At 49.6% G+C, this 24,495-nt stretch carries 16 protein-coding genes, 2 tRNA genes and 1 rRNA gene; 6 read left to right on the top strand and 13 right to left on the bottom strand.

From position 1 onward, the window contains the following. Positions 1–43: 43 nt before the first annotated feature. On the bottom strand, positions 44–604 hold the full coding sequence (locus tag ACPAOP_RS06315; RefSeq protein ID WP_423709693.1) for a DUF6622 family protein: 561 nt from the start codon (positions 602–604) through the stop codon (positions 44–46). Positions 605–782: 178 nt separating this feature from the next. Here ACPAOP_RS06315 and ACPAOP_RS06310 point away from each other — a divergent pair, with 178 nt between their 5' ends. After that, a complete protein-coding gene (locus ACPAOP_RS06310; RefSeq protein ID WP_423709692.1) occupies positions 783–1,691 on the top strand; it encodes a recombination-associated protein RdgC in 909 nt (302 codons plus the stop codon). A 160-nt stretch (positions 1,692–1,851) separates the two neighbouring features. Here the strand turns inward: ACPAOP_RS06310 and ACPAOP_RS06305 are convergent. The 9 genes from ACPAOP_RS06305 to ACPAOP_RS06265 all read right to left on the bottom strand — a co-directional run bounded on the left by ACPAOP_RS06305 (position 1,852) and on the right by ACPAOP_RS06265 (position 15,052). Continuing rightward, positions 1,852–1,928, bottom strand: a tRNA-Asp gene (locus ACPAOP_RS06305). Between the two features lie 34 nt (positions 1,929–1,962). Beyond that, positions 1,963–2,038 (bottom strand) — tRNA-Val (locus tag ACPAOP_RS06300). Between the two features lie 205 nt (positions 2,039–2,243). Next, positions 2,244–2,356 (bottom strand): 5S ribosomal RNA (gene rrf / locus ACPAOP_RS06295). A gap of 395 nt (positions 2,357–2,751) precedes the next feature. Continuing rightward, positions 2,752–3,147, bottom strand: coding sequence for a VOC family protein (locus ACPAOP_RS06290; protein ID WP_423680432.1), 396 nt, complete (start codon positions 3,145–3,147; stop codon positions 2,752–2,754). 724 nt (positions 3,148–3,871) lie between these two features. After that, positions 3,872–7,240, bottom strand: coding sequence for a fused isobutyryl-CoA mutase/GTPase IcmF (gene icmF / locus ACPAOP_RS06285; protein ID WP_423709691.1), 3,369 nt, complete (start codon positions 7,238–7,240; stop codon positions 3,872–3,874). 279 nt (positions 7,241–7,519) lie between these two features. After that, complete coding sequence (locus ACPAOP_RS06280) at positions 7,520–11,101, bottom strand: indolepyruvate ferredoxin oxidoreductase family protein (RefSeq protein WP_423709690.1); 3,582 nt, start codon at positions 11,099–11,101, stop codon at positions 7,520–7,522. A gap of 473 nt (positions 11,102–11,574) precedes the next feature. Continuing rightward, complete coding sequence (locus ACPAOP_RS06275) at positions 11,575–13,530, bottom strand: prolyl oligopeptidase family serine peptidase (protein ID WP_423709689.1); 1,956 nt, start codon at positions 13,528–13,530, stop codon at positions 11,575–11,577. A 134-nt stretch (positions 13,531–13,664) separates the two neighbouring features. Continuing rightward, a complete protein-coding gene (locus tag ACPAOP_RS06270; RefSeq protein WP_423709688.1) occupies positions 13,665–14,603 on the bottom strand; it encodes a LysR substrate-binding domain-containing protein in 939 nt (312 codons plus the stop codon). A 2-nt stretch (positions 14,604–14,605) separates the two neighbouring features. Further along, positions 14,606–15,052, bottom strand: coding sequence for an Lrp/AsnC family transcriptional regulator (locus tag ACPAOP_RS06265; RefSeq protein ID WP_423709687.1), 447 nt, complete (start codon positions 15,050–15,052; stop codon positions 14,606–14,608). 131 nt (positions 15,053–15,183) lie between these two features. On the opposite strand from ACPAOP_RS06265, the gene yedA reads away from it, so the two are divergent. From yedA to ACPAOP_RS06250, 3 genes are all read left to right on the top strand, one after another. Continuing rightward, positions 15,184–16,056 carry a drug/metabolite exporter YedA gene (gene yedA / locus ACPAOP_RS06260; protein ID WP_423709686.1) on the top strand — a complete coding sequence of 291 codons (873 nt, stop codon included), beginning with the start codon at positions 15,184–15,186 and terminating at the stop codon, positions 16,054–16,056. 184 nt (positions 16,057–16,240) lie between these two features. Further along, a complete protein-coding gene (locus tag ACPAOP_RS06255) occupies positions 16,241–16,843 on the top strand; it encodes a methylamine utilization protein (RefSeq protein WP_423680418.1) in 603 nt (200 codons plus the stop codon). Between the two features lie 85 nt (positions 16,844–16,928). Beyond that, a complete protein-coding gene (locus ACPAOP_RS06250; RefSeq protein ID WP_423709685.1) occupies positions 16,929–19,286 on the top strand; it encodes an EAL domain-containing protein in 2,358 nt (785 codons plus the stop codon). Here the strand turns inward: ACPAOP_RS06250 and ACPAOP_RS06245 are convergent. Beyond that, the gene (locus ACPAOP_RS06245; RefSeq protein ID WP_423709684.1) at positions 19,274–20,986 is read right to left on the bottom strand and encodes a diguanylate cyclase domain-containing protein; all 1,713 of its coding nucleotides are present in this window, start codon (positions 20,984–20,986) and stop codon (positions 19,274–19,276) included. The two genes, ACPAOP_RS06250 and ACPAOP_RS06245, sit on opposite strands and share 13 nt — an antisense overlap. Before the next feature lie 476 nt (positions 20,987–21,462). On the opposite strand from ACPAOP_RS06245, the gene ACPAOP_RS06240 reads away from it, so the two are divergent. Both ACPAOP_RS06240 and ACPAOP_RS06235 read left to right on the top strand, forming a co-directional pair. Continuing rightward, the gene (locus tag ACPAOP_RS06240; protein ID WP_423680414.1) at positions 21,463–22,362 is read left to right on the top strand and encodes a DUF3034 family protein; all 900 of its coding nucleotides are present in this window, start codon (positions 21,463–21,465) and stop codon (positions 22,360–22,362) included. A 2-nt stretch (positions 22,363–22,364) separates the two neighbouring features. Beyond that, positions 22,365–22,811, top strand: coding sequence for a group I truncated hemoglobin (locus ACPAOP_RS06235; protein ID WP_423680412.1), 447 nt, complete (start codon positions 22,365–22,367; stop codon positions 22,809–22,811). Between the two features lie 167 nt (positions 22,812–22,978). On the opposite strand, the gene ACPAOP_RS06230 is transcribed toward ACPAOP_RS06235, so the two are convergent. Both ACPAOP_RS06230 and ACPAOP_RS06225 read right to left on the bottom strand, forming a co-directional pair. Next, the gene (locus ACPAOP_RS06230; RefSeq protein ID WP_423709683.1) at positions 22,979–23,488 is read right to left on the bottom strand and encodes a DUF1993 domain-containing protein; all 510 of its coding nucleotides are present in this window, start codon (positions 23,486–23,488) and stop codon (positions 22,979–22,981) included. 292 nt (positions 23,489–23,780) lie between these two features. Then, positions 23,781–24,392 (bottom strand): OmpW/AlkL family protein, encoded by a 612-nt coding sequence (locus tag ACPAOP_RS06225; protein WP_423680410.1) that lies wholly within the window; start codon positions 24,390–24,392, stop codon positions 23,781–23,783. Positions 24,393–24,495: the final 103 nt, after the last annotated feature.

Below are 24,495 nucleotides of genomic sequence, written 5' to 3'. Positions count from 1 at the left end.
TTATTGCGTTTCGCGCAACAAATCTGAATAAGGACAGCGGCCATTATACTGTCTCCCCCGCGCCATGTCCGTCTGCAAGTGTAAGCATAGACGCGGTTTTTATCGAAGCTGCTTGTTTATGTTTTGTCAGCAAACTTAATATAGCTAAAAGTTTACCGAAAAACAGTCCATTCATGATGCCAAAACTGATGCTGCAGACGCCGATAAACACAGTGCTATCGCGCAGTGCCGGCTGCACTGCTACCGCGATGTTTTCGGCATATTTACAGGAGAAAATCAGCATCATAAGAACGAGGGGCATCCAGCTTCCCCGCATATGAATGTAGCGTTCCGACACAACACGGAAACCCGTTTTATTCAAGAATGCCGCATTTAAAAGACTGACGCAAACGGTGGAGATAAACCAGAATCCGACCGACTCAAAACGGATGCCGAAATGCTGTATCAGGCCTTGCAGGGACAGAGCAGTCATCAGCACAGGCAAGATAAACAGTGAGCGTAATGTGACCTGACGGTCCCGGCTCATCACCACACCACGATAAACAAGAAATGCCAGTAATGCCCATACCCAGACTGGTGTATTGATCAGTATTTGTTGCAACATGATTGCCCCTCGATAAGTGGTGGATGGATATATTCGCAATTCAAGTATGGCGCGCAATCAGAGCGTTTTCCAACTCCATACGATCAATGGATGCCGGATGTCGTGAAGACGGCGTTTTACGGCGTGAGTTGCGTTGGGGCGGCGTGTAGAATGTCAGTTTTCTTCGTTTGGATTTGCTATGTGGTTTAAGAACTTACAGGTTTTTCGTCTTGCCTCTCCCTGGGACATCAGCGCAGAGGAATTAAATGCGCAATTATCCAGAATCTCTTTCGCGCAATGTGCCTCGAATGAAATGCAAAGCCAGGGCTGGGCCTCACCTCGCAACAACGATATGCTGGTTCACAGTGTCAATCGTCAGTTTCTGATAACGCTGGCGACAGAAAAAAAACTGCTTCCCTCCAGTGTCATCAATCAGGTTACGAAAGCACGTGCCGCAGAAATAGAAGAACAGCAAGGCTTTGCTCCCGGGCGTAAAGCGATGAAAGACTTGAAAGAACGCGTTACAGACGAACTGCTGCCACGCGCATTTGGCGTCAGACGAAACACGTTTGTCTGGATTGATCCGGTCAATCGTTGGGTGGTCATTGATGCATCGAGTCCGTCACGAGCTGATGAAGTCGTCAAATTGTTGTTGAAGTGCTGCGACAAGTTGCCGCTCGAGGGTTTACGGGTTAAATCCTCACCTCAGGCAGCAATGACCGGATGGCTAGCTGGAAATGAAGCTCCTAACGGCTTTACCATAGACCAGGATACAGAGTTGAAGTCATCAACTGAAGATAAGGCAACTGTGCGTTATGTGCGTCATACACTTGATCCTGACGACGTGCAGAAACATATCGCGGCTGGTAAGCAGTGCACCAAACTGGCATTAACCTGGGATGATCGCATCAGCTTTGTGCTGACCGATACATTAACGATCAAACGAATTAAGCCGCTGGATATTCTCGACGAAGATAAAGACAAAGGAACAAACGAAGAAGAGCGCTTCGATGCCGACTTTATGCTGATGACGGCCGAATTATCAAAAATGCTGGACGACATCGTTTTTGCGCTGGACGGAGAACTTGATAGTCCTAAAGCGGCATAAGCGGGTTGACTGAATAAATGCAAAGACGGGTGTACTGCTCGTCTTTTTTTATGCGTGATCAGATGGCGAGTATCATTTTTCAGAACTTCAACCGATCATCACGATTCAGTAATGAAAAATAAAAAAACGAGCTGCTTACGCAACTCGTTTTTTTGATTACTGGCGGAGCGGACGGGGCTCGAACCCGCGACCCCCGGCGTGACAGGCCGGTATTCTAACCAACTGAACTACCACTCCGAAACTACTTAACCTGTACTGCTATGTTTATCTGTGGTGGGTGCTGAGAGGCTCGAACTCCCGACCTACGCCTTGTAAGGGCGCCGCTCTACCAACTGAGCTAAGCACCCATATTCTTGCTTAGTCAGATAAACGTCTAACGCTGTGTCAGCAACGTCAACAGAAGCAATATTATAGTTTAGCTTCTGATTTTTGTCTAGTCTTTCAATGAGTTTTTTCGCTTAATTTCTTCGAAAACGTCTTTAAAAAACCAGTACTCTCACTAAAAGCAAAACCCCCCGTTACGCTGGGTAACGGGGGGTTCGCAGAATACAAGCCTGACGATAACCTACTTTCACACTGGTTGCAGCACTATCATTGGCGCAGAGTCGTTTCACGGTCCTGTTCGGGATGGGAAGGGGTGGTACCAACTCGCTATGGTCATCAGGCATAACTTGTCGACTTGCTGTGGCCACCTTGCTCTGTGGGGCACAACAAATCCAATTCAGAAGAGTTCAGCAGAATGTGCGTCGTTTTTCACTCGCACCAATCTCAATTTATTATTTATTCCTGGTTATGATTTGTACCAACATTCATTGGCTCACACTTCATATTGCTCACTTGCAGCCTAGTATGGTTCTTTCTTTTTGCGAGGTTTTTTCGTGGTCATCGTATCGGTCATGGCAAATCCCTTTCGGTATTATTTCATGACCCCGGTTCACACAGAAATTCTTACAGGCTCAAAATTAATAAACAGAGAAATCCGTTGGCGATTCCCAGCCGACCGTCTTGTTAAGCACCACGATCCATCCAGGTGTCTTCGCAGCGAAGCATAACTACAACCTTATGACTGCGGGCTGAGATACAGGACTCCCCAGCCGTGACCATCTGGATCGACGAAGCTATGCGAGTACATAAATCCCAGATCCTCCGGCTCGTCATAGGTCGTTGCTCCGGCCGCAAGTGCCTTGGCAACTAATTGATCTACGCCTTCACGCGAATCGCATGCCAGCGAGATTAGGACTTCAACAGCCTTACTCGTATCGCAAATTTCCTTCGGCGTGAAACACTTAAACTTTTCGTGAGTTCCGAGCATCACAGAAACAGTGCTGTTCACGACGAAGCAAGCGGCAGTGTCATCGCTAAATTGCTCGTTCTGCACGAATCCGAGTGCCTTGAAAAAACTAACCGATTTCGGCAAGTTTGCTACTGGGAGTGTCAAGAAAATTTGATTAATCACACTGCTCTCCTTTGATAGTGAAACACCGGTTGTATTTACGGCCTAACGTTCGACATGAGCGCCAGTTGGCGATACCGACAACTGTCCGCTTGACTGATGGGGCGAACCTCTCCTTTTTTTGCGCGATCTTAAGCGCACTGGTTCACATGGAGGACGGGAATCAAATTTCAACGCCAGGAGTCCAATATGGATACTACTACTGTGGCAGTGGATTTGGCCAAATCTGTATTTCAACTCAACGTATGAACAAGAAATCAGAGAAAATTTCGTATGCAATGCCAGCTTGATCGACTTGACAATTGAAATACCAGTTCCTCACCAGCCTTTGCGTAGAGATTAATCACCCATCATGGCACAACGAAACGCAACCAGATCATTGAACGACGATAACTCTTCCGGCAGCTTTACGCCTGCCGCTTGTAGCGAGTGGCGCAATGGTCAAGCAAATTCCATGTCGGCACGAAACACTATAGATTCCACACCAGATGCCGGATAGTCGACTGCAGGCTTATTCCACGCGCCGGAACTATTGATTTATTTCTTGTACTTTGGGGTGAGTCCATATACGAGAGGTTAGGTGACATAGCTTATTTGCTGCAAGTGAAGTGGAAGCGTTTTTGACGACCCTGACGATGAGGTGCTTGCTGAAAACACTTACGTTAATCATAAAAAATCCCGGAACCAGTCCGGGATTTTCATAGGTGTACAAAGTCCGCCAATGGGCTCACATATTACGGCGATACTGGCCGCCCACTTCAAACAAGGCAGTTGTGATCTGTCCAAGTGAGCAAACCCGTGCTGCGTCCATCAGTTTGGCAAACACGTTTTCGTTGTTGATCGCGGCTTGCTGCAACGCTGCCAGCGCTTGCGGTGCCACGTTTGCATGGCGTTGATGGAAATCTGCCAGGCGTGTGAGTTGCGATTGTTTTTCCTCTTCGGTCGAACGCGCCAGTTCTATCTTTTGCGGCACATCGTTTGCCTTAGGATTGCGGAAGGTGTTGACGCCAATGATAGGCAGCGTGCCGTCATGCTTCAGGTGTTCATAATGCATGGACTCTTCCTGTATCTTGCCGCGCTGATAGCCGGTTTCCATCGCACCAAGCACGCCGCCGCGTTCGGCGATACGCTCGAATTCCTGCAACACGGCTTCTTCGACCAGATCAGTCAGTTCTTCGATGATGAAGCTGCCCTGAATCGGATTTTCGTTTTTCGCCAGACCCCATTCACGGTTGATGATCAGTTGTATCGCCAGCGCGCGACGGACCGATTCGTCAGTCGGCGTGGTGATGGCTTCATCGTAGGCATTGGTATGCAGGCTGTTGCAGTTATCGTAAATCGCGATCAGTGCTTGCAGCGTGGTGCGGATGTCGTTGAAGTCGATTTCCTGCGCATGCAGGCTGCGGCCCGAAGTCTGAATATGGTATTTCAGTTTCTGACTGCGATCATTCGCACCATATTTGTCGCGCATTGCCACCGCCCAGATACGGCGCGCGACGCGGCCCAGCACGGTGTATTCCGGGTCCATGCCATTGCTGAAGAAGAACGACAGATTCGCGGCGAAATCGTCGATGTGCATGCCGCGTGCGAGGTAGGCTTCAACAAACGTGAATCCGTTCGACAGCGTGAATGCAAGCTGCGAAATCGGATTCGCACCTGCTTCAGCGATGTGGTAACCGGAGATCGATACCGAGTAAAAATTACGCACCTGATGATGCACGAAATACTCTTGAATATCGCCCATCACCTTGAGCGAAAATTCAGTCGAGAAGATGCAGGTATTCTGACCCTGATCTTCTTTCAGAATATCGGCTTGCACCGTGCCGCGCACATTCATCAGCACCCATGCACGGATTTTCGCGGCTTCGTCGGCAGTTGGTTCGCGTTTGTTATCCGCACGGAATTTATCCATTTGCTGATCAATCGCGGTGTTCATGAAGAAGGCCAAAATGGTCGGTGCTGGGCCATTGATCGTCATCGAAACCGAAGTCGCCGGATCGCACAGATCAAAACCGTCGTACAGCACTTTCATATCATCCAGCGTCGCAACGGAAACACCGGAGTTACCGATTTTGCCGTAAATATCAGGACGGATTGCGGGGTCAGCGCCATACAGCGTGACCGAATCAAACGCGGTCGACAAACGCTTGGCATCCATGCCTTGCGACACCAGTTTAAAGCGGCGGTTGGTACGGTAAGGATCGCCTTCACCAGCAAACATACGGGTCGGGTCTTCGCCTTCGCGCTTAAACGCAAACACACCGGCGGTGTAAGGGAAAGAGCCTGGCACATTTTCCAGCATCAGCCAGCGCAAGATTTCACCGTGATCGGCAAAGCGTGGCAAGGATACTTTACGAATTGTCGTGCCAGACAAGGATTTGTAAGTCAGGCGGGTGCGGATTTCTTTATCGCGGATTTTGACGACATACTCATCACCCGAATACGCCTGCTGCATATCAGGCCACATGCTGATCAGTTTTTTGGATTCAGCATCAAGCTGAGCATCTTTGTCGCTGGCCAGCTGATTCAGTTCAAACAAAATATCGTTTTCGCGCAGGCGGGATTGTAATTCTGCTGACCCGCTCTGCTTTGCCTGTGGACGGACAAGCACCGGAGCGCGGCCATTCGCCTGCAGATGCTCATGCAGCATACGCGCCGATTCGTGCAACTGCTGGCGTTCGCGCGCCAGCACCACTTGCTTGGCAGTATGCTTATGATAGCCACGCACGGTGTCGGCGATTTCTGCAAGATAACGGCTGCGGGCCGGTGGCACGATGACATTTTTAGCGCTGGAAAATTTCACGGTTACCGGTGCCAGTTTTCCCGGGATCGTTTTCAGACCACGGGCGGTCAGCGCTGGCAGCAAGCCCTGATACAGCGCGGTCACTCCATCATCATTAAAGCGCGATGCCTGCGTACCATAGACCGGCATGTCTTCCGGTTTTTTGCTCCATAGTTCGCGGTTGCGCTGATATTGTTTCGCCACGTCACGCAAGGCATCCTGAGCACCTTTGCGGTCGAATTTGTTGATCGCCACGAAATCGGCAAAGTCCAGCATGTCGATTTTTTCGAGCTGCGATGCAGCGCCGAATTCTGGCGTCATCACGTACATCGACAAATCAACATGCGGCACGATCGCCGCATCGCCCTGACCAATACCCGAGGTTTCCACAATCACCAGATCGAAGCCCGCCACTTTGCAGGCCGCAATCACATCCGGCAACGCCTGGGAAATTTCCGAACCGGCTTCGCGCGTCGCCAACGAGCGCATGAACACGCGCGACTGACCGCTCCACGGATTAATCGCATTCATACGGATGCGGTCACCGAGCAAAGCACCACCGGATTTGCGGCGTGATGGATCGATGGAAATCAGTGCGATATTCAGCTGATCATCCTGATCAAGACGGATACGGCGGATCAGCTCATCAGTCAGCGAGGATTTACCCGCGCCACCGGTACCAGTAATACCGAACGCTGGCACGGTGGTTTGCTCTGCGGCTTTCAATAATTCTGCGCGTAGTTCCGCTTGCACACTACCGTTTTCGAGTGCTGTAATCAGCTGCGCCAGCGGACGATGCCGGGTCGTCATGTCGCCTTCTTTCAGCACATCCAGTGAGGTCGGCGCATAGCCCGATAAATTCACATCACACGCTTGGATCATGGACAATATCATGCCGACGAGGCCCATGCGTTGCCCGTCTTCCGGGCTGAAAATACGGCTTACGCCATACGCATGCAGATCAGCGATTTCTTCCGGCACGATCACACCGCCGCCACCGCCGAACACTTTGATGTGCGCGCCGCCACGCTGTCTGAGCAGATCGATCATGTATTTGAAATACTCGACGTGGCCGCCCTGATAGCTGGAAATCGCAATACCTTGCGCGTCTTCCTGCAAGGCGGCGGTGACGATTTCTTCGACCGAGCGGTTATGTCCGAGATGAATCACTTCGGCGCCATTCGCCATCAGGATGCGGCGCATGATATTGATCGAGGCATCATGGCCGTCGAACAGCGAAGCAGCCGTGACGAAACGGACTTTGTTAGCAGGTTTATATTCGGTCAGATTCTGGGCTACGGACAGGTCAGTCATGTCTTCCTCAACAAGGTTTGGCAAAGGTGTGCGCTCTGGGCGGCGGATTTCCTTTGCTGATGAATTATGCAGCTAAGTTATATGACGTTAACGTAAACGTCAATGAGTATATATCAGCAGGTGAAAAACGCGATACTCAATACTGGCGCGGCTTGCAGACCAAAAATGGCGCAGCATGCCGATACAGCTTAGGTGTATGAAAATATTCACCATTCCGGTAACTATTTCCGGTTTCAAGTGCGCCAATTGCCAACAACGGCAGAGGCGCGCTTGTCAACCTCAGGCGACGCGGGAAAGTTCGGTGACCGTCGCTTTTTGCTGATTGAGCAATGCGGCTTTTTCAGCATAGTAGGTTTGCACTGATTTTTCCTTCACGTGACCGAAACCACGAATATGCTCCGGTAAGTTTGCCAGCGCCACTGCCTGTTCCAGATTGTCCTGATTCAGACCTGAAATCAGGTTCAGGATCAGATCGCGGTAGTCGGTGATCAAGGCGCGCTCAGAGCGACGTTCTGCGGTATAGCCAAAAATATCGAACGCCGTGCCGCGCACGCCTTTGCATTTCGCCAGCAGTTTGAATGCCTGCCAGATCCAGGAGCCGTATTGCGCTTTGACAAGATGACCTTGCCCATCCTTCTTCGAAAAAATAGGTGGTGCCAGGTTGAATTTCAGACTGAAATCACCCTCAAACTGTTGTTTAAGTTTGTCGGTAAATTCACCATTGGTATACAGACGCGCAACTTCGTACTCGTCTTTGTACGCCATCAGTTTGAAATAGTATTTCGCCACCGCGGTACTCAGACGGTTCCCCTGACCCAGAGCACTTTCTGCGCTGCGGACCCGGCTGACCAGATCGCTGTATTGAGCGGCATAGGCAGCATTCTGATATGCCGTCAGATAATCAACGCGACGCTGGATCAGCTTATCCAGACTTTGCGGCATATTCACAACGACGTTCTGCGCCGGAATCGCAATTTTTTCGACTTTCGCCAAATCGACCGCAGCGCGACGGCCCCACAGGAAAGCTTTTTTATTCGCGTCAACCGCCACGCCATTGAGTTCAATCGCCCGCATCAGCGCAGCTTCTGATACCGGAATTGCGCCTTTCTGATAGGCGAAGCCCAGCATGAACAGATTGGTCGCAATTGAGTCACCCATCAGCGCGGTCGCCAGACGGGTTGCGTTGATAAAATCGACCTTGCCATCAACTGATTCGCTGATCAGATGTTCAACTGACTCCAGCGGGAACTGCCAGTCTGCATTTTTGGCAAATGCGCCGGTTGGCTGTTCATGGGTATTCACCACGGCACGGGTACGGCCTGCACGCATTTTAGAAATCGCATCATGCGCACCAGCCGTCAGAATGTCGCACCCCAGAATCAGATCGGCTTCACCGGTGGCGATGCGTTGCGCTCGCAGTTTGCCAGCCTGTTCGATGATGCGGATATGCGAAGTCACCGAGCCGTTTTTCTGCGACATGCCCGTCATATCGAGCACCGATGCACCCTTGCCTTCCAGATGTGCCGCCATGCCGAGCAAAGCGCCGACGGTAATCACACCGGTACCGCCGATACCATTGAGCAAGATGTTGTATGCACTGCTGCAAGCTGGCAGTTGTGGCTCGGGCAAAGCACCAAAATCATCATTCTTTGCGGTGCCGGTTTTTGATTTGCGCAGCTTGCCGCCTTCGACCGTGACAAAGCTGGGGCAAAAGCCTTTGACGCAGGAATAATCCTTGTTGCAGGAAGACTGATCGATCACGCGTTTGCGGCCAAATTCTGTCTCCAGTGGCATCAGCGAGGTACAGTTGGATTGCGCGCCGCAATCACCACAGCCTTCACATACGGCGTCGTTGATAAACAGACGCTGATTCGGGTCGGGGAATTCGCCCTTTTTGCGGCGGCGCCGTTTTTCAGCGGCGCAGGTCTGATCGTAAATCAGCACGCTGCAGCCAGCGATTTCACGTAATTCGCGCTGTACCGCATCCATATCTTTACGGTCGTGCAGCGTAACCATGGCCGGCAATTGCGAGCGGTCGCTGTAACGCGACAAATCTTCCGTCACCAGCGCAATACGTTGCACGCCTTCGGCTGCCATTTGCTGCGCCATCATAGGCACGGTAATGGTGCCATCAACGGGCTGACCACCGGTCATCGCGACGGCATCGTTATACAAAATTTTATAAGTGATATTCACTTTAGCAGCCACCGCCGCGCGTATCGCCAGATAGCCGGAATGGAAATACGTGCCGTCGCCGAGATTCTGAAACACATGCGGTAATGTGGAAAACGCCGCCTGACCTATCCACGGTGCGCCCTCGCCACCCATGTGGGTCGTGAGCTTGTTGTGTTCAGGATAAATCGCGGTCGCCATCACGTGGCAACCGATACCGGCCAGCGCCAGACTGCCTTCCGGTACTTTAGTCGAGGTGTTGTGCGGGCAGCCCGAGCAATAGTAAGCCGGACGCGCCGGGGTATTCACCTGCTTAGTCAGCACCACATCTTTCGCTTCCAGAAAAGCCAGACGTGCCTTGATCAGATCACTGGTGTGAAAGCGTGCAATCCGTGAAGAAATCACACGTGCAATCTGCGCTACAGAAAAATCTGCCTTGGACGTCAGCAACCATTCGCCACGCGGATGTACCCATTCACCTTTTTCGTCGAACTTACCAATCACGCGGGGACGAACATCGTCGCGCCAGTTATACAACTGTTCTTTGAGCTGGTATTCCACCATCTGGCGTTTTTCTTCGACGACCAGAATCTCATCCAGCCCTTGTGCAAATTCACGTATGCCATCCGGTTCCAGCGGCCACGGCATCGCTACTTTATACAGGCGGATACCGATCTCGGCGGCGAACTGTTCATCAATACCCAGTTCTTCCAGTGCTTCCAGCACATCCAGATAAGATTTACCCGACGCGACAATACCCAGTCTGGCATGCGGGCTGTCTATCGTTATGTGATTGAGCTTATTGGCACGCGCATACGCCAGCGCCGCATAGATTTTGTAATCCTGCATCAGCGCTTCCTGCTTACGCGCCTGTATGCCCAGTGTATCGAGCGATAAACGCGTATTGAGGCCGCCTTCGGGCATCACAAAATCCTCAGGTATCTTGATCTGTAAACGGAAGGGATCAGCATCGACCGAAGCGGTGGATTCCACCGTATCTGCGAGCGCCTTGAAGCCAACTGCGCAGCCGGAAAAACGCGACATCGCCCAGGCATGCAAGCCCAGATCCAGGTATTCCTGCACATTGCAGGGATACAGCATAGGGATCATGCAGGCAGAAAAAATATGGTCGGACTGATGCGGCAAGGTTGACGAATAGGCGCCATGGTCATCACCGGCCACCAGCAACACACCGCCATGTCTGGCGGTACCGGCATGGTTCATGTGCTTGAACACATCGCCGCAGCGATCCACGCCCGGGCCTTTGCCATACCACATAGAAAACACGCCATCGTATTTAGCCGGGCCAATCAGATCGACGGTCTGGGTGCCCCAGACCGCAGTTGCGGCCAGATCTTCATTCACACCCGGTACGAACTGTACGTGATTTTGTTCTAATAATTTTTTGGTTTTCCACAAAGTCTCATCGAGACCACCAAGCGGCGAACCGCGATAACCGGAAATAAAACCGGCCGTATTCAGACCCGCAGCCAGATCGCGCTGGCGCTGTATCATCGGCAGACGGACTAGAGCCTGTATGCCGGAAAGGAAAATCGTTCCGCTGTTCGACGTATATTTATCATCGAGGCTGACATCATGCAAAGCGGGGGGAGAGGATGTTGTTGTGCTGTGTTGCGCGGCAGGCGCGGACGAGAGTCCAGCAGACTCCATCGTGGTGTCGGTTGACATAGTGGCTCCAAAATTTGTGATTTTTGATCGCAAAGAACATGCAAAGCGTCCGGTAAGACACAAATTTGTTCGTCACCTGTAGCGAGGTATCGGGTACAGGTTCATTGCGTTGGCTGAGATAGCAGCCATTTTATGCGAATCCGGGACAAAACTCGATAGCCAGACCAGCTATCACCACGGCAATGCTATAGACGTCGCCACCAGAAACACGATTGATGACGCAGTTATTTGCAGTACCGTCTTTTGTCCAGATCCGGAAAGAGTTCAAAGAAAGCTTTCGAAATTATCGCTGCAGCGCTTTCCCGACTTCCTTTGAAATCTGCTGTTTTCACAGTGTAGCTCTCAGCAGAAGATAGCGAAAATACGGAATTCAAATACAGGTATCATGAAAAATGATAGCCATCAGTTTTCAGATTAAAATAAAAAAGCCATTCCCCCGAAAGGGAATGGCTGCAGAGTTATCGCGCCTATGTTTAACTACCGAGGTGTTTTTTTAAAAATGTTTCCAGACGCATGTAGAACTCTTTTTGATGTTCACTATCGTAAAAACCGTGTCCCTCATTTTTTATTAATAACCATTCGGGATCATTTCCGGCATTTTGCAGAGCGCGTCGCATATTTTCCGCCTGACCGAGTTCCGTTTTTTCGTCCTTTGTTCCATGTGCAAGAAAAACCGGTACCTTAATTTTTTCTGCCAGATTAACAGGTGATTCAGATGCTAATTTATTCATATCATCACCCATATATTTACGTAGCCAGTTTTCAACTTTCTTGCTCTCCTTGGTAACGTCCTGACTGTAACGGGAAACAAGGTCGTATCGACCTGAATACCCGACAGCACAACGTACGAGTGATGGTGCCTTTACCGGTACCATCATTGCCGCATAGGCACCGTAGCTTGCTCCGTACACACAAACTCGTTGCGAATCAATTTCCGGAAGTGTATTCGCCCACTTTAAGCCATCAACTAAATCATCAATCATTTTTCCGCCAAACTCTTTCATTCCTGCATCTCTGAATTTAGGGCCACGGCCGGAAGAGCCCCTGAAATTAACCTGTAATACAGCATAACCTCTGCTCGCCAGGAACTGCGCATCTCTATCAAAATACCAGCCATCGTGAATGTCAATTGGTCCACCATGCGGTAGCAAAATGAGCGGTAATTTTTTCTTTTGGGGATTATTCGGAACTGTCAGGTAACCCATGATTTTTTCACCATCACGCGTGATGAAATCGATCGGCTTTCGCGAAGCCATTTGATCAGGTTCAAGGCCGGACATATTTAAAAACAATAAATCTGCTTTCCCCGTCTGACGGTCATAAATATAGAAAGACCCCGGATCGCGATCACTGCTGACATTAAATAAAAGTTTCTGTCCATCATCCGAAAAATTGATAAAGTGGACGTAAGAATCAGGAAACGATTCACTCAATATTTTATGCAGTTTCGCATCCGGCGCATCTGGCATGATATAAACCGCTTTTGGAATGCCAACGGATGACGTGATAGCGAAAGGTATTTCAGGTTTTGCGCTAAACTCGATCTGCTCTACGCTACCGACAGGATCTTTGAAGAGAACTTTTCTTTGACCTGAATTCATATTCTCGATAATCAGGCTGTCCGGCTCACCGAGATTGCTTTGTAAGGCGTAAAACTCATCATCGCCGGGAAGGAAGACAAGAGGTGAGAAATGACTTCCGAGTTTGCTGCTGTCCGTGCGTTGCCATTCTTTGGCCTGATCATCGAAACGAAATAAAACCATTTTATTGTTATCGTCATAGCCCGAGGCAAATCTCGCTTTACCGTCATGCTGGAAAGTAAAATCCAAGTCTGACATGCTGATGTCAGCGACTAAACGACGAACTGCGGTATTGGTGTTGATCTCGTAAAGATTTGTGCGGGCTCTGCGCCACTCGTGCGAGCTGACCATGATATTGCCATTACGGGAGTACGGAACATCCGCGATGACGCCAAAGGCATAATCATCCCCATAACGTTCACCACGCTTCGACTGTTTAAAATTCTGATAGCCGTATAAATATTCAACCTGAGTACCATCTATATTTGTAGCGATAATCTCTCCGGTTGAAACAGGAGGTTCACGGTAACCAACTTCTAACCCTTTTTTGATTGCTAATCTTTGGTTGTTGACCCAAAAAAAATTAACAGGGACTTCAAATCCGGGCAGGATATGCGTTGCGACAATTTTGAGTTCAGGCAATCTATAGACAACCATCGTCAGCATATTGCGTTTTTCACGTTTTATGCGGACGCTGACTGCGATATGTTTTCCATCAGGTGATAAATGGGGAATATTAAATTTTTCTTGTTCAACAAAAGCGTCAACAGGAATTAGTTTTTCCTCTGCTCTTGCTGAATTCATGAGGACGAACGCCGCAATGAAGCTAATCGTGAGATGTTTTAACATAAAAGTATTATTTTTTTAAAAACAACATTATTAATTAATAAACTAAAAATGTGTATTTAAATTTAACTTTTCTCAACAAGTAGCTACTTGATAGTATCGGGATGGTATTAAAAAATATGGCGCCCTTTGATTTTTCAACGATTTGATACTTTTGCTCCCGGCCATTTCCCGCTTACGACCAGTCCCTGACTGAGTTCTGTCACTAATTTTTCTATGGCCATCGCCGCATTTGTCAGCGGGATATTTTTAGAGGAACAGAGCGTCACGGTTCGCGACAATTGCACGTCGCTGATGGGCCAGGTCAGCAATTCACCGCGCTCGATTTCTGCCAGCATCGGTGCGGCAGGCAAGATGGTTGCCCCCATATCCGCCAAGAGTGCTGATTTCAGAATCGTAATCGACGTAATGTCGATCACATTGCTGATTTCCAGCCCGTGTTCACGTGCCACTTTTTCTATTCCAGGCCGCACGCCGTGCTGCACACTTGGCAGAATCAACGACGTCTGCAAGGCTTTTTTCAGACTGATGCTCTTACGTTTGCAGGCAAACTGCGAATGAGCGCGGGTGATGTACATCATCTCTTCTTCAACCAGCGGTATGCATGAGAAATGATTCTGCAGTTGCCCGTCGTCAAATAGTATCGCCAGATTCAGGCGGCCTGATTTCAACTGCTCAGTCAGATTACCGGTGAGCTCTTCTGTGAGTTGAAACACGATATCCGGAAACGCAGCGCGCACCGCTTTGAGGAGCGGGAAAGCGAGCGCGCCGGAAACGCTTTGCGGTATACCGAGTGCCACAGTACCGCTTGGCTTATCGGTGGATTGCCTGACGGCCGATCTGGCATCGCTGACCTGTTTCAGTATGGCTTGTGCATGTTCATAAAACAGCTTGCCAGCATCAGTTGCCTGCATGCCCTGCGCTGACCGGTGCAGCAAAGTCGCACCCAGCTCCTCTTCAAGATGTTGCAACTGTTGCGTCAGTGCCGGCTGTACGATATGCAGCACTTTCGCCGCACGTGACAAAGAACCATGATCCACAATCGCGATGAAATAACGTAACTGACGCAGTTCCATACTTACTCCACCGGCCTGATCGCACGCCGCTCTATTGACGAAGACAAAATCAGCGAAGTCGATGTCACGCCGCAGCGTGCCAGGCTCGCAATCACACGCTCCAGCTCGCGGACTGAAGAAGCGACAACTTTGACGATGACGCAATCCTCACCGGTAATGGCGTGGCGTTCGATCACTTCCGGTACTTGCTCGGCAATTTTGACGACAGGCATGTCGCTGGTACGGCTCGCTATCCGCACAAAGGCGGTGATGCCATAACCGAGGGCTTCGGGATTGACATGGGCGTGGTAACCCGTGATCACCTTCGCTGCTTCCATGCGTTTGATCCGCTCAGCGACCGCTGGCTGGCTCAGATGGATGCGACGACCAATCTCAGCCAGCGTCACACGCGCATCGGTCTGCAAAATATCCAGGATGCGGGCGTCCATCACATCTAATTCTATCTTCATGGTGAAATCATCGTTTTTGAATTAATTTCAAAGAAATATATCTGATTTACCTTTAACTATCCATTCAAAAACGCTACTGAGTCTCATACACTATTCAGCATTCTGAGGTTTCGTCTTCGCTTTTTCCTTGTATGCGCCATCTTCCCCGTTCTGTTCTTGCCGCCCTGCTGACTGTTTATATTGTCTGGGGCTCTACCTATTTCGCGATACAAGTCGCTTTGCAGGCATTCCCGCCTTTTATGATGATAGGCACGCGCTTTCTGGCTGCGGGGGGAATTTTATTTGCCTGGCAAAAATGGCGGGGAGCAGCAAATCCTACAATCCGTGAATGGCGCGACGGCGGCATCGTCGGCATCTTAATGTTGGGTGGCGGTACGGGGCTGACCGCTTGCGCACAACAGTATGTTTCCTCGGGACTGACGGCGGTTTTCATTGCCTGCTCTCCCATGATTTTATCCGGCTTGTCAGGACTGTTCGGCGACTGGCCGAAGCGACGCGAATGGATAGGCATACTTGCTGGTTTCATCGGTGCGATGTTACTCGCATCCGACGGTGATTTCGCGGCAAAGCCAGTCGGTGTGCTGTTTCTGCTTGGTGCGATCTTATGCTGGGATGTCGGCTCCGTTCTGTCGCAGAAAAAACTGAAAATGGCGGCGGGCGGCATGGGCTTTGCGAGTGAAATGCTGATCGGTGGCTTGTTTCTGGTCATCGTCAGCCTGTTAAAAGGAGAAACCATGACAGGGCCAGTCACTGTTGACTCACTCGCTGCCTGGGCTTATCTGGTGATCGCAGGTTCTTTACTGGCATTCACTGCGTATATGTATTTACTGTCGAAAGTATCCGCCGGGCTTGCCGCCAGCTACGCTTATGTGAATCCTGTGATTGCGGTCACTCTCGGTGTCTTGTTTGGCGGTGAACATCTGTCAGCCAAAGCAATGCTGGCCATGGTAGTGATACTCGGCAGCGTGGTGTTACTGACCACGGCACGTCAGACCAGCAAATAAAGGAGTGCACACTCCTTATAAGCTCATGCTCTCACAGCACAGTATCCACAACAGGCATCGGTTTGAAACGATAACTAACACCGTCTGCCATGCTGCTTTTCATACTCCCTGTCGAAAAATGTTAAGCTAAGTCTCCCTCGGCGACTGCTGCTTGTGTCGCCACCAACTGTGCGAGGAAGTCTGTATGGGCTTATCTATTTTTCCTGTCGCTCTTGTCAGCATATTGCTTGCCGGTCAGGTGAGCGCTGCCGATCACATCATTCATGTTGTCGACAGTACCGGCAATCCTTTGGAAAATGCCGTTGTATATGCAGAAGCGCCCGGCCTTACCAATACGAGCAAACCCGGCAGCGCTGAAATCGAACAAAAAGATAAAAAATTTATTCCGCTGGTGTCAGTAATACAAACCGGTACTTCGGTTGCGTTTCCGAACAACGACAAGGTAAAACATCACGCCTATTCATTTTCAGCACCAAAGCAGTTTGAATTGAAGCTGTATTCGGGAAAGCCATCGGCACCTGTGTTGTTCGATAAGCCAGGTACGGTGGTCGTCGGCTGCAATATTCACGATCAGATGGTGGCCTATATTCATGTGGTGAACACGCCGTATTTTGCCAAGACAGATGCAAAAGGTACGGCCAGACTAAGCAATCTTCCGACGGGAAAATACACACTCAAGGTCTGGCATTATCTGCAGGCTCCCGGAACAGAAATTAAAGAACAAAGTTTACAGACCGGAACAGAAAATACACCACTGACCATACGTCTGAATGTCAAAGCCAGCTAAACGAAAAACAGAATTGAATTCAACAAAGCCGCTGCCTGTGCAGTTGAAGAAAATGGTCGAAAACGAAGTAAAAGGAAAATAGAACATGCGTTTTCACAGTTTGGAAAGCCGGGTTGTCGTCTTATTCATCAGCTTGCTTCTGACCTTGCAACTGGTCGCCTATTTTGCGATTGGAAACGCCATTGATACCAATGCACGTAGCGCCATTGAATCTGAACTGAAGATCAGCACAAAAGTTTTTTCACGCTTACTTGATCAGAATGCACAAAAACTGATACAAGGTGCGACGCTACTGTCGAAAGATTATGCGTTTCGTGAAGCCATCGGTACGCATGACACAGAAACCATCGTCTCCACCTTATTGAATCATGGTCAGCGCTTAGGCGCAGATTTGACCATGCTGGTTGATCTGGATGGAAAAATCACAGCAGCCAGTAGCGACACACTGGCGCATGGTTTGCAGCAATCGGTTTCCTCCATGATCAAGACCGCCACTGAAAAAGGCAGCGCCGGTAATATTGATATCGTTGACGGTAAGCCCTATCAGATGGTGATGGTTCCGGTACAGGCTCCTGTCACTATCAGTTGGGTTGTCATGGCGATTCCACTGGATCAGACGCTGGTAAGCGATATGCGTGAATTATCGACGATGCAAATCAGCTTGCTCACCTCGCAAAACCGTTCGCCGTGGAAAATGAATGTCTCCACGCTGGAGCAGCAAGACGCCTTGCAACTGGTAAGTACTTTGTCAAAAAACGAGGCTGGCCCCGGCCTCATGCGCGATATGGAAATCGGTGACAATCGTTACCGTACAAATGTATTGCCACTGGCCAGCAACGGCAATAACAGAGCCGTCGCAGTGCTTCAATTGTCGATTGACCAAGCTGTTGCTCCCTATAAAAAATTACAGAGAAATCTGCTGATACTGACCGTGCTCGGATGTATTGTTGCCAGCGTCATCAGCGCAGTCACTGCACGGCGTGTCATCGAACCCGTCCGACAGCTGGCCGATACCGCCCGTCGCCTTGGCGCTGGTGATTATCTGACGCCGATCAAGGTCGAAAGAAAAGATGAAATCGGTGATCTGGCAAATAGCTTTTCACATATGCGTGACGCCATCGCTTCACGTGAACAGGAAATCAGCCGTCTCGCTTACTGGGATACGCTGACTGCCTTGCCGAACCGCGCCTTATTCAGAGATATGCTGGACGAGGCGATCACGCAAGCTAGAAGCCGTGCCAGCACATGCTATGTGCTGATGATGGATCTGGACAGATTCAAACACGTCAATGACGTCATGGGGCACAGCTTCGGCGATATTTTGCTGCAAGAAGTCGCCAATCGTCTGAAAGTGGAACTAGGTGCAGGCAATATTCAACCTGCCCGTCTCGGCGGCGATGAATTTGCTGTGCTGATGCCAGAAACTAAAGAAGACGCCGCACTGCAGATCGCAGAAAAGATACTGCATGCACTGGAACATCCGATATCGATAGAAGATCAGACCGTCGATATCGGTGCCAGCATAGGCATTGCAGGCTACCCAGCGCATGCCGCCGATGCCGCCACGCTGTTAAGCCGGGTTGAGGTCGCCATGTATGCAGCCAAGCAGGCGAAGAATGGTGCGGTGATTTACTCGCCGGACATCGACAAATCCAGCCAGCAAAGTTTATCGCTGCTGAGCGAAATGCGCACCGCGCTTGAACGCAACGATTTCCGTCTCTACGTACAACCCAAAGTCTCGCTGATGACTGGTGAGGTCGTTGCGGTCGAAGCTTTAGTCCGATGGTTACATCCGGAGCGCAATTTTATCTACCCGGATCAGTTCATTCCCTTTGCTGAGCAGACAGGCTTCATCCGTCAGCTGACACACTGGATGATGAACGCTTCAGCCCAAGCTTGCCGTGAATGGAAAAATGCCGGAATTCGTCTGAAAATATCAGTCAATATTTCGACGCGGGATCTGATGGATCAGGAACTACCGGAGAAATTTGCAAAAATTCTGGCGCTGCATCAGGTACAGGCCGCCGATTTTTGTCTGGAAATTACGGAAAGCGCCATCATGGATGACCCTGTACGCGCCCATCTGACGCTGGATAAATTACATGCAATGGGAATGGAGTTATCGATCGATGATTTCGGAACCGGTTATTCATCTCTGGCTTATCTGAAACGGCTGCCAGTGAATGAACTGAAGATTGATAAATCATTCGTATTAAAAATGGAACAGGATATTGACGACACGAAAATAGTCAAATCGACTATCGATCTGGGACACAACATGGGGTTGAGGGTTGTCGCCGAAGGTATAGAAAATACGGAAGTAATGAACTTATTAAAAGAACTGGGATGCGATCAGGGACAAGGTTACTACATCAGCAGACCGATGCTAGCAAGTGAATTGCAGCCATGGCTGCTGACCCGGCAAGATTATCAGACAATATGAATCAGTTGCCCTGACTTGCGGTCGCGCTTGGAATTGTACATACGGCTGTCGGCAATCTTGATCAGTTGTACATAATCGTCGCCATCTTCGGGGAAGGAAGCCCAGCCTATCGACGCACCAATGTCAACCACTGCATTATCCAACGCGATGGGTTGTTCGACCAGAGATGAAATCTTCTCCACCATATTATGAATGTCAATAGAATTTTTGGTGTCTCTCAGCAGCAGCACAAATTCATCGCCACCGTAACGGGCAACATCATCAGTATCACGGATCGCGGATAAGAGACGTGCGGCAGTAATCATCAGCACCTGATCACCGGCATCGTGACCATAGCTGTCGTTCACCTGTTTAAAACGATCGAGATCAACAAACAGTAAAGTAAAGCCGTTTTCCTGGTCCGGATTTTCTTTCGAATTTTTTTGCAGGTAAGTGATTTTTGCGAACAAGGACTCGCGATTAGCGACTTGCGTCAGTTTGTCAAAACGCAGCTTCTTCTCCATTTCAACAAAGGTTTGCGTCAGTAAGCCTATCTCATCCTGACGATGGATGTGCAGCTTGGGCATAGGCTCGCCGTTACCGAATTTTTCTGCTGCTGAAGTAAGCTTCCGGATATCGCGGACCACCCTCTCAACAATCGTCAGCGCTATCGTCAGGGCAAAAATAATACATGCAATAGCGATCACCATACTTTGCATGAACCCCTGATTGATCTCACGCATGAAGTCGGCACGCGGTACCACCACGATCGTCTGCCAGTTCAAACCTTGCCTGCCACCGAGGGGAGAAATCGCGACATCCACTGTGCCGCTGCTGAGTTCCATCGACACGACTTCCGGCTCTGTCGTTTTTGACTTACCGATATTCGAAAATGTGCCGCTGATTAAAGCCGTTTTCATATCGACTGCACGTATACGCTCAGGTACGCCGTTGACGGTACGTTGCGGAATTTCCTCGCCCGATGTGGCGACGATATAGCCGTCCGCATCAACGATGTAAGCCACGCTATTTTTGCTGATGTCGAGTTTGCGTAAAAAATTCGATAACTCAATCAAGGTCACATCCGTCGCCAACACGCCGGCAAACTCGTGATTTTTCTGAAATACAGCCTTCGCCAGCGTAATGGTCGGGAAGTTAAACGAAAAATTGTTGTAAATCTTCGACCACACCGGTTTATCAGAACGCATTGCCGTCTGATACCAGGGGCGCTTGCGGGGGTCAAAATCATCGCTACGTATCAGTTCAGAACGGTCACCGATACCAGTCACATGATACACATCACGACGTTTGCCATCGGGTTCACGCCAGAACAGTTGTACGTCCCGCTTGGAGATACGGTAAACACCGACAAAACGCCCGTCTTTTCCGCCAAAATAGACGTAATTATTCACATCCATGAATAAACCGCTGGCAGCCCAGAATTTATCTTCGAGGATACGCATGTCAGTGGAAAAATCATGCTCTTTCGGCATGCGGTCAGCACTGGGCGCTACGGATTCAAGCGCAATCAGCGCACCTTCAAGATGCCTCTCGGTAGAGAGATTGATACGGTTGACCATATCGACCTGCATGCGTTGCGTCAGCGTATGCACCGCATCTGTTCCGGCTTTCATGGATATCCAGCCGATCGCTGCCGAAACACCGATCACCAGTAAGGTAATCGGAATGACGAGTTGGCGGCGTAGCGACGAATGACTCATATCAGATTCAGGCTAAACAACAAAAATAGGGAGAAACAACAGGCGGCGGCGCAATCTGATCGCATGCACTCGTATATGTCACTATCGTATTACAAAGGAGCAATCTAGGAAACACAGAAGTGGTGCAGCATACTATGAACTATGTGAGTGCCGATAGAGCACTTACTCGGTAAACAGGTCGAAAAATTTTATTGCCGTGATCCACGAAATACAGAAGGCCAGTCATTGCCACAAGTTTGTTTTAGAGATTTTCAGACAAAATGAGCGCGGTTGTCTGCTCTGTTCAGGAACATATCATCATGGAATGATAGAGAAACGATGAACCGGAAAAACATACTGCGTGGCAGGTGGTAGGATATTCTTGTTGTAAAGCGACAGATTACTGTTTCCTTTTTGCACTGATCAGTTCAGAAGATATCAGAAGCGAGATTATCGCTTTCATTTTTGCTTTTTCATTTCTCGGGGGAGGGATATTCATGCCAGCCAAGATCAATTTTCCCGTCATCGCCAGCGTACTGCTATTGTTTGCGCAGCAAAATGCCTATGCACAGATCGCGGCACCAGACAGTGGCAAATTTCTGGCGACCGCAGGCGTCAGACAAGTGGAAGGCGCGGGCGGCGGCGGCGTGGTGCCATGGGCATTAATTACCAGTTATGGCACAGAGGACAGTTACGGCGCCAATGCCTATCTGACTATGCTCTCAACTCAGGACTACCGCCTCAAGAGCTATGGTGTCGCCGTCGGACTTTTTGACAAACTCGAATTGTCTCTGGGGAAGCAGGAATTCACCGGCAGCAAGGTGCCATTGGATAAACTCACGCTGCAACAGGACATCGCGGGGATCAAACTCAGAATATCCGGTGATCTCATTGCCGATCAGGATAACTGGAACCCTCAGCTTGCCATCGGTGCTATGCTCAAACATCATCAGGGGGTTCAAGGGCTGGATGCGCTAGGCGTCAGCAATGTCAGGCAACTCGGCGCCAAGAGTGATACCGGTGTTGATTACTATGCATCCGCGAGCAAACTATTTCTGGCGCAAAGCTTGCTCGTCAATGGGACACTCAGGATGACCAAGGCGAACCAGATGGGCTTGCTGGGTTTTGGCGGAGACAAAAAAGACCAGTATCAGGTCATGCCGGAAGCATCCGTAGCCTATCTGCTGAATCGTAAGCTGGTTGCCGGCCTAGAATATCGACGGAAGCCAAACAATCTGAGTATCGACAACGAGAAAGCGTATTACGATGCATTTGTCGCCTGGTTTCCGAATAAGACTACGTCGCTGACACTTGCTTACGCAAATCTCGGCGATATTACGGTTTTCAACCCCAAAAGCCAGCGCGGCTGGTATGTCTCTGTTCAGGTCGGGAATTAAACATGCGACGACTACATTCTGTCTTCTGCTCTGCGGCGATCATGCTGACGATAGTACTGAGCAGCCATAGCAACACCAGCATGGCGCAGACCGCAAGCTTGTATGAGGAACTGGGCGGCGACGCTGGCATCAGCCGCATTGTTGACGACACCCTGCTCCTTGTCTTGCAAGACCCGCGAATAAAAGCAGCGTTTAAAGATACCAACATCAAACGGCTGGCCGGATTGCTGAAGGAACAATTCTGCGAGATCAGCGGCGGCCCCTGTCGTTATAGCGGCGACGATATGAAACTCACACACGAAGGGCAGAATGTCAGCAGCGCCCAGTTCAATGCTCTGGCGGAAGATATTCAATTAGCAATGGAAAATCTGAATATTTCCTCTTCGGCCCAAAACAAGCTGATCGCCAGGCTAGCGCCAATGAAACGGGATATTGTTGTCCGAAAATGAAGCTGATGCCCGTGTCAGACTGCAGGAGAAATATGGATAACATTTGCGCCAGCCCCAACATCAATGCGCATCAAAACAAATGATTTTTCGGGGAAAAAACAACACCCAACCGGATCTATCGTCACAATGAGGCCGGGGTGTTGTTCAAGTTTTACTTTACTGCGTAATTAATAAGCACCCATGAAGTCTTTTTTACCAAGCACGACACCGTTGTGACGCAATATCGCATAAGTCGTTGTAACGTGGAAAAAGAACTGCGGCAAACCGTATTGCAGCAAATAAGTCTGGCCGTTCAGCTTTTTCTCTTTAGGAGTGCCAGGACGCAAAATAATGTCACGCTCTTCGCTGCCGATAAATCTCGCTACGTCTAAAGACGTGATAAATGCTTTCGTTTTTGCGATACGTGCCTGTAAATCGGCAAACGTCTGCTCATTGTCTTCGTATACAGGTAAGTCAGTTTCTGCCAGACGGCCTGCGACGCTTTTGGCGAAATCAGCGGCAATCTGTACCTGACGTATCAGCGCAAACATGTCAGGAAACAAACGCGCCTGCAAGAAAACTTCTGGTGCGATATTTTTTGCAATAGCGTGCTCTTCAGCTTTCTTCAGAACATCGCTGAGACTATCCAGCATTTGGGTGAATACGGGCACTGATGCGGTATACATAGAAATCGTCATATTGGGGTTCTCCGTGAATGGCTGAAAAAACGCGTAAAATCAAAGCTGATCAAGCGCGCTGATTATAGGCCCGGCAGATATTCCGTGTATGTATGCCATAAAAGGCATCCACAACATCAGCATTGATTTGCGATACCGGTCAGCGTAACTGCGGTCTTACCGGCAACAGATCCGTACGGAAACAGGCAAGATATACCTTTACTCTACTTCCCGAATACTAAAAGCAATACGGCGGGAAATAAAAAAGCCGGTCTGATGACCGGCTTTTTTCACAAGACGAACTTGTTATTGATTAGAAGCGATAGCCTACGCCTACGCCTACCAGCCATGGATCAACCTTGACGTTACTGATTTTTGCGCCACCCAAAGTGACATCGCTGCGAATCTGTACTTTTTTCACATCCAGATTCAGAGACCAGTTTTTATCCAGTTTGAAATCCACACCAGCTTGCAGTGCGAAACCAAAGCTGTTGTTGTCCAGATCAGCTTTACCACCGAGCAGGTTCACGTCAGAAATACGTGTGTAGTTCACGCCAGCACCGAGGTATGGGCTTACTTGCGCTTCTGGAGCGAAGTGGTATTGCGCTGTCAGTGTTGGTGGCAGATGTTTGAATGTACCGATGTTAGTACCGTTCAGTGACACATCATGTTTTTGTGGGTAAGTCAGGATCAGTTCTGCAGACCAGTTTGGTGTAACGAAATAAGTGATATCGACTTCAGCAATAGTTTTGTTGCTGACGTGGATAGCATCTGCCGGTGCCAGACCTGCGATAGCATCAGACTTGTTATCTGGGCTGATGTTGACTGCACGGGCACGTACTTGCCATGGACTTTGCTGAGCCATAGCTTGCGTTGCTGTTAAACCCATTGCAGCTAAAGAGAGAGCGATAACGATCTTTTTCATTTTGTTTTCCTCGGTTGTCTAAGTTGATGAATGAAGTGTAGTTCTGCGATACACCTTGCAATTTGCGCTACATCAAATTTGATGCGAGGCACAAATTTATGTG

This window comes from Undibacterium sp. WLX3042 (assembly GCF_049544825.1).
Classification (GTDB): domain Bacteria; phylum Pseudomonadota; class Gammaproteobacteria; order Burkholderiales; family Burkholderiaceae_D; genus Undibacterium.
Note: the sequence above shows the minus strand (reverse complement) of the source record. Positions and strands in the feature narration are given on the sequence as shown.

What these genes read in the sequence shown, in the direction of transcription:
- ACPAOP_RS06315 (WP_423709693.1), bottom strand. Translation starts at nt 604, where the DNA reads ATGTTGCAACAAATACTGATCAATACACCAGTCTGGGTATGGGCATTA.
- ACPAOP_RS06310 (WP_423709692.1), top strand. Translation starts at nt 783, where the DNA reads ATGTGGTTTAAGAACTTACAGGTTTTTCGTCTTGCCTCTCCCTGGGAC.
- icmF (WP_423709691.1), bottom strand. Translation starts at nt 7,240, where the DNA reads ATGACTGACCTGTCCGTAGCCCAGAATCTGACCGAATATAAACCTGCT.
- ACPAOP_RS06280 (WP_423709690.1), bottom strand. Translation starts at nt 11,101, where the DNA reads ATGTCAACCGACACCACGATGGAGTCTGCTGGACTCTCGTCCGCGCCT.
- ACPAOP_RS06275 (WP_423709689.1), bottom strand. Translation starts at nt 13,530, where the DNA reads ATGTTAAAACATCTCACGATTAGCTTCATTGCGGCGTTCGTCCTCATG.
- ACPAOP_RS06270 (WP_423709688.1), bottom strand. Translation starts at nt 14,603, where the DNA reads ATGGAACTGCGTCAGTTACGTTATTTCATCGCGATTGTGGATCATGGT.
- ACPAOP_RS06265 (WP_423709687.1), bottom strand. Translation starts at nt 15,052, where the DNA reads ATGAAGATAGAATTAGATGTGATGGACGCCCGCATCCTGGATATTTTG.
- yedA (WP_423709686.1), top strand. Translation starts at nt 15,184, where the DNA reads ATGCGCCATCTTCCCCGTTCTGTTCTTGCCGCCCTGCTGACTGTTTAT.
- ACPAOP_RS06255 (WP_423680418.1), top strand. Translation starts at nt 16,241, where the DNA reads ATGGGCTTATCTATTTTTCCTGTCGCTCTTGTCAGCATATTGCTTGCC.
- ACPAOP_RS06250 (WP_423709685.1), top strand. Translation starts at nt 16,929, where the DNA reads ATGCGTTTTCACAGTTTGGAAAGCCGGGTTGTCGTCTTATTCATCAGC.
- ACPAOP_RS06245 (WP_423709684.1), bottom strand. Translation starts at nt 20,986, where the DNA reads ATGAGTCATTCGTCGCTACGCCGCCAACTCGTCATTCCGATTACCTTA.
- ACPAOP_RS06240 (WP_423680414.1), top strand. Translation starts at nt 21,463, where the DNA reads ATGCCAGCCAAGATCAATTTTCCCGTCATCGCCAGCGTACTGCTATTG.
- ACPAOP_RS06235 (WP_423680412.1), top strand. Translation starts at nt 22,365, where the DNA reads ATGCGACGACTACATTCTGTCTTCTGCTCTGCGGCGATCATGCTGACG.
- ACPAOP_RS06230 (WP_423709683.1), bottom strand. Translation starts at nt 23,488, where the DNA reads ATGACGATTTCTATGTATACCGCATCAGTGCCCGTATTCACCCAAATG.
- ACPAOP_RS06225 (WP_423680410.1), bottom strand. Translation starts at nt 24,392, where the DNA reads ATGAAAAAGATCGTTATCGCTCTCTCTTTAGCTGCAATGGGTTTAACA.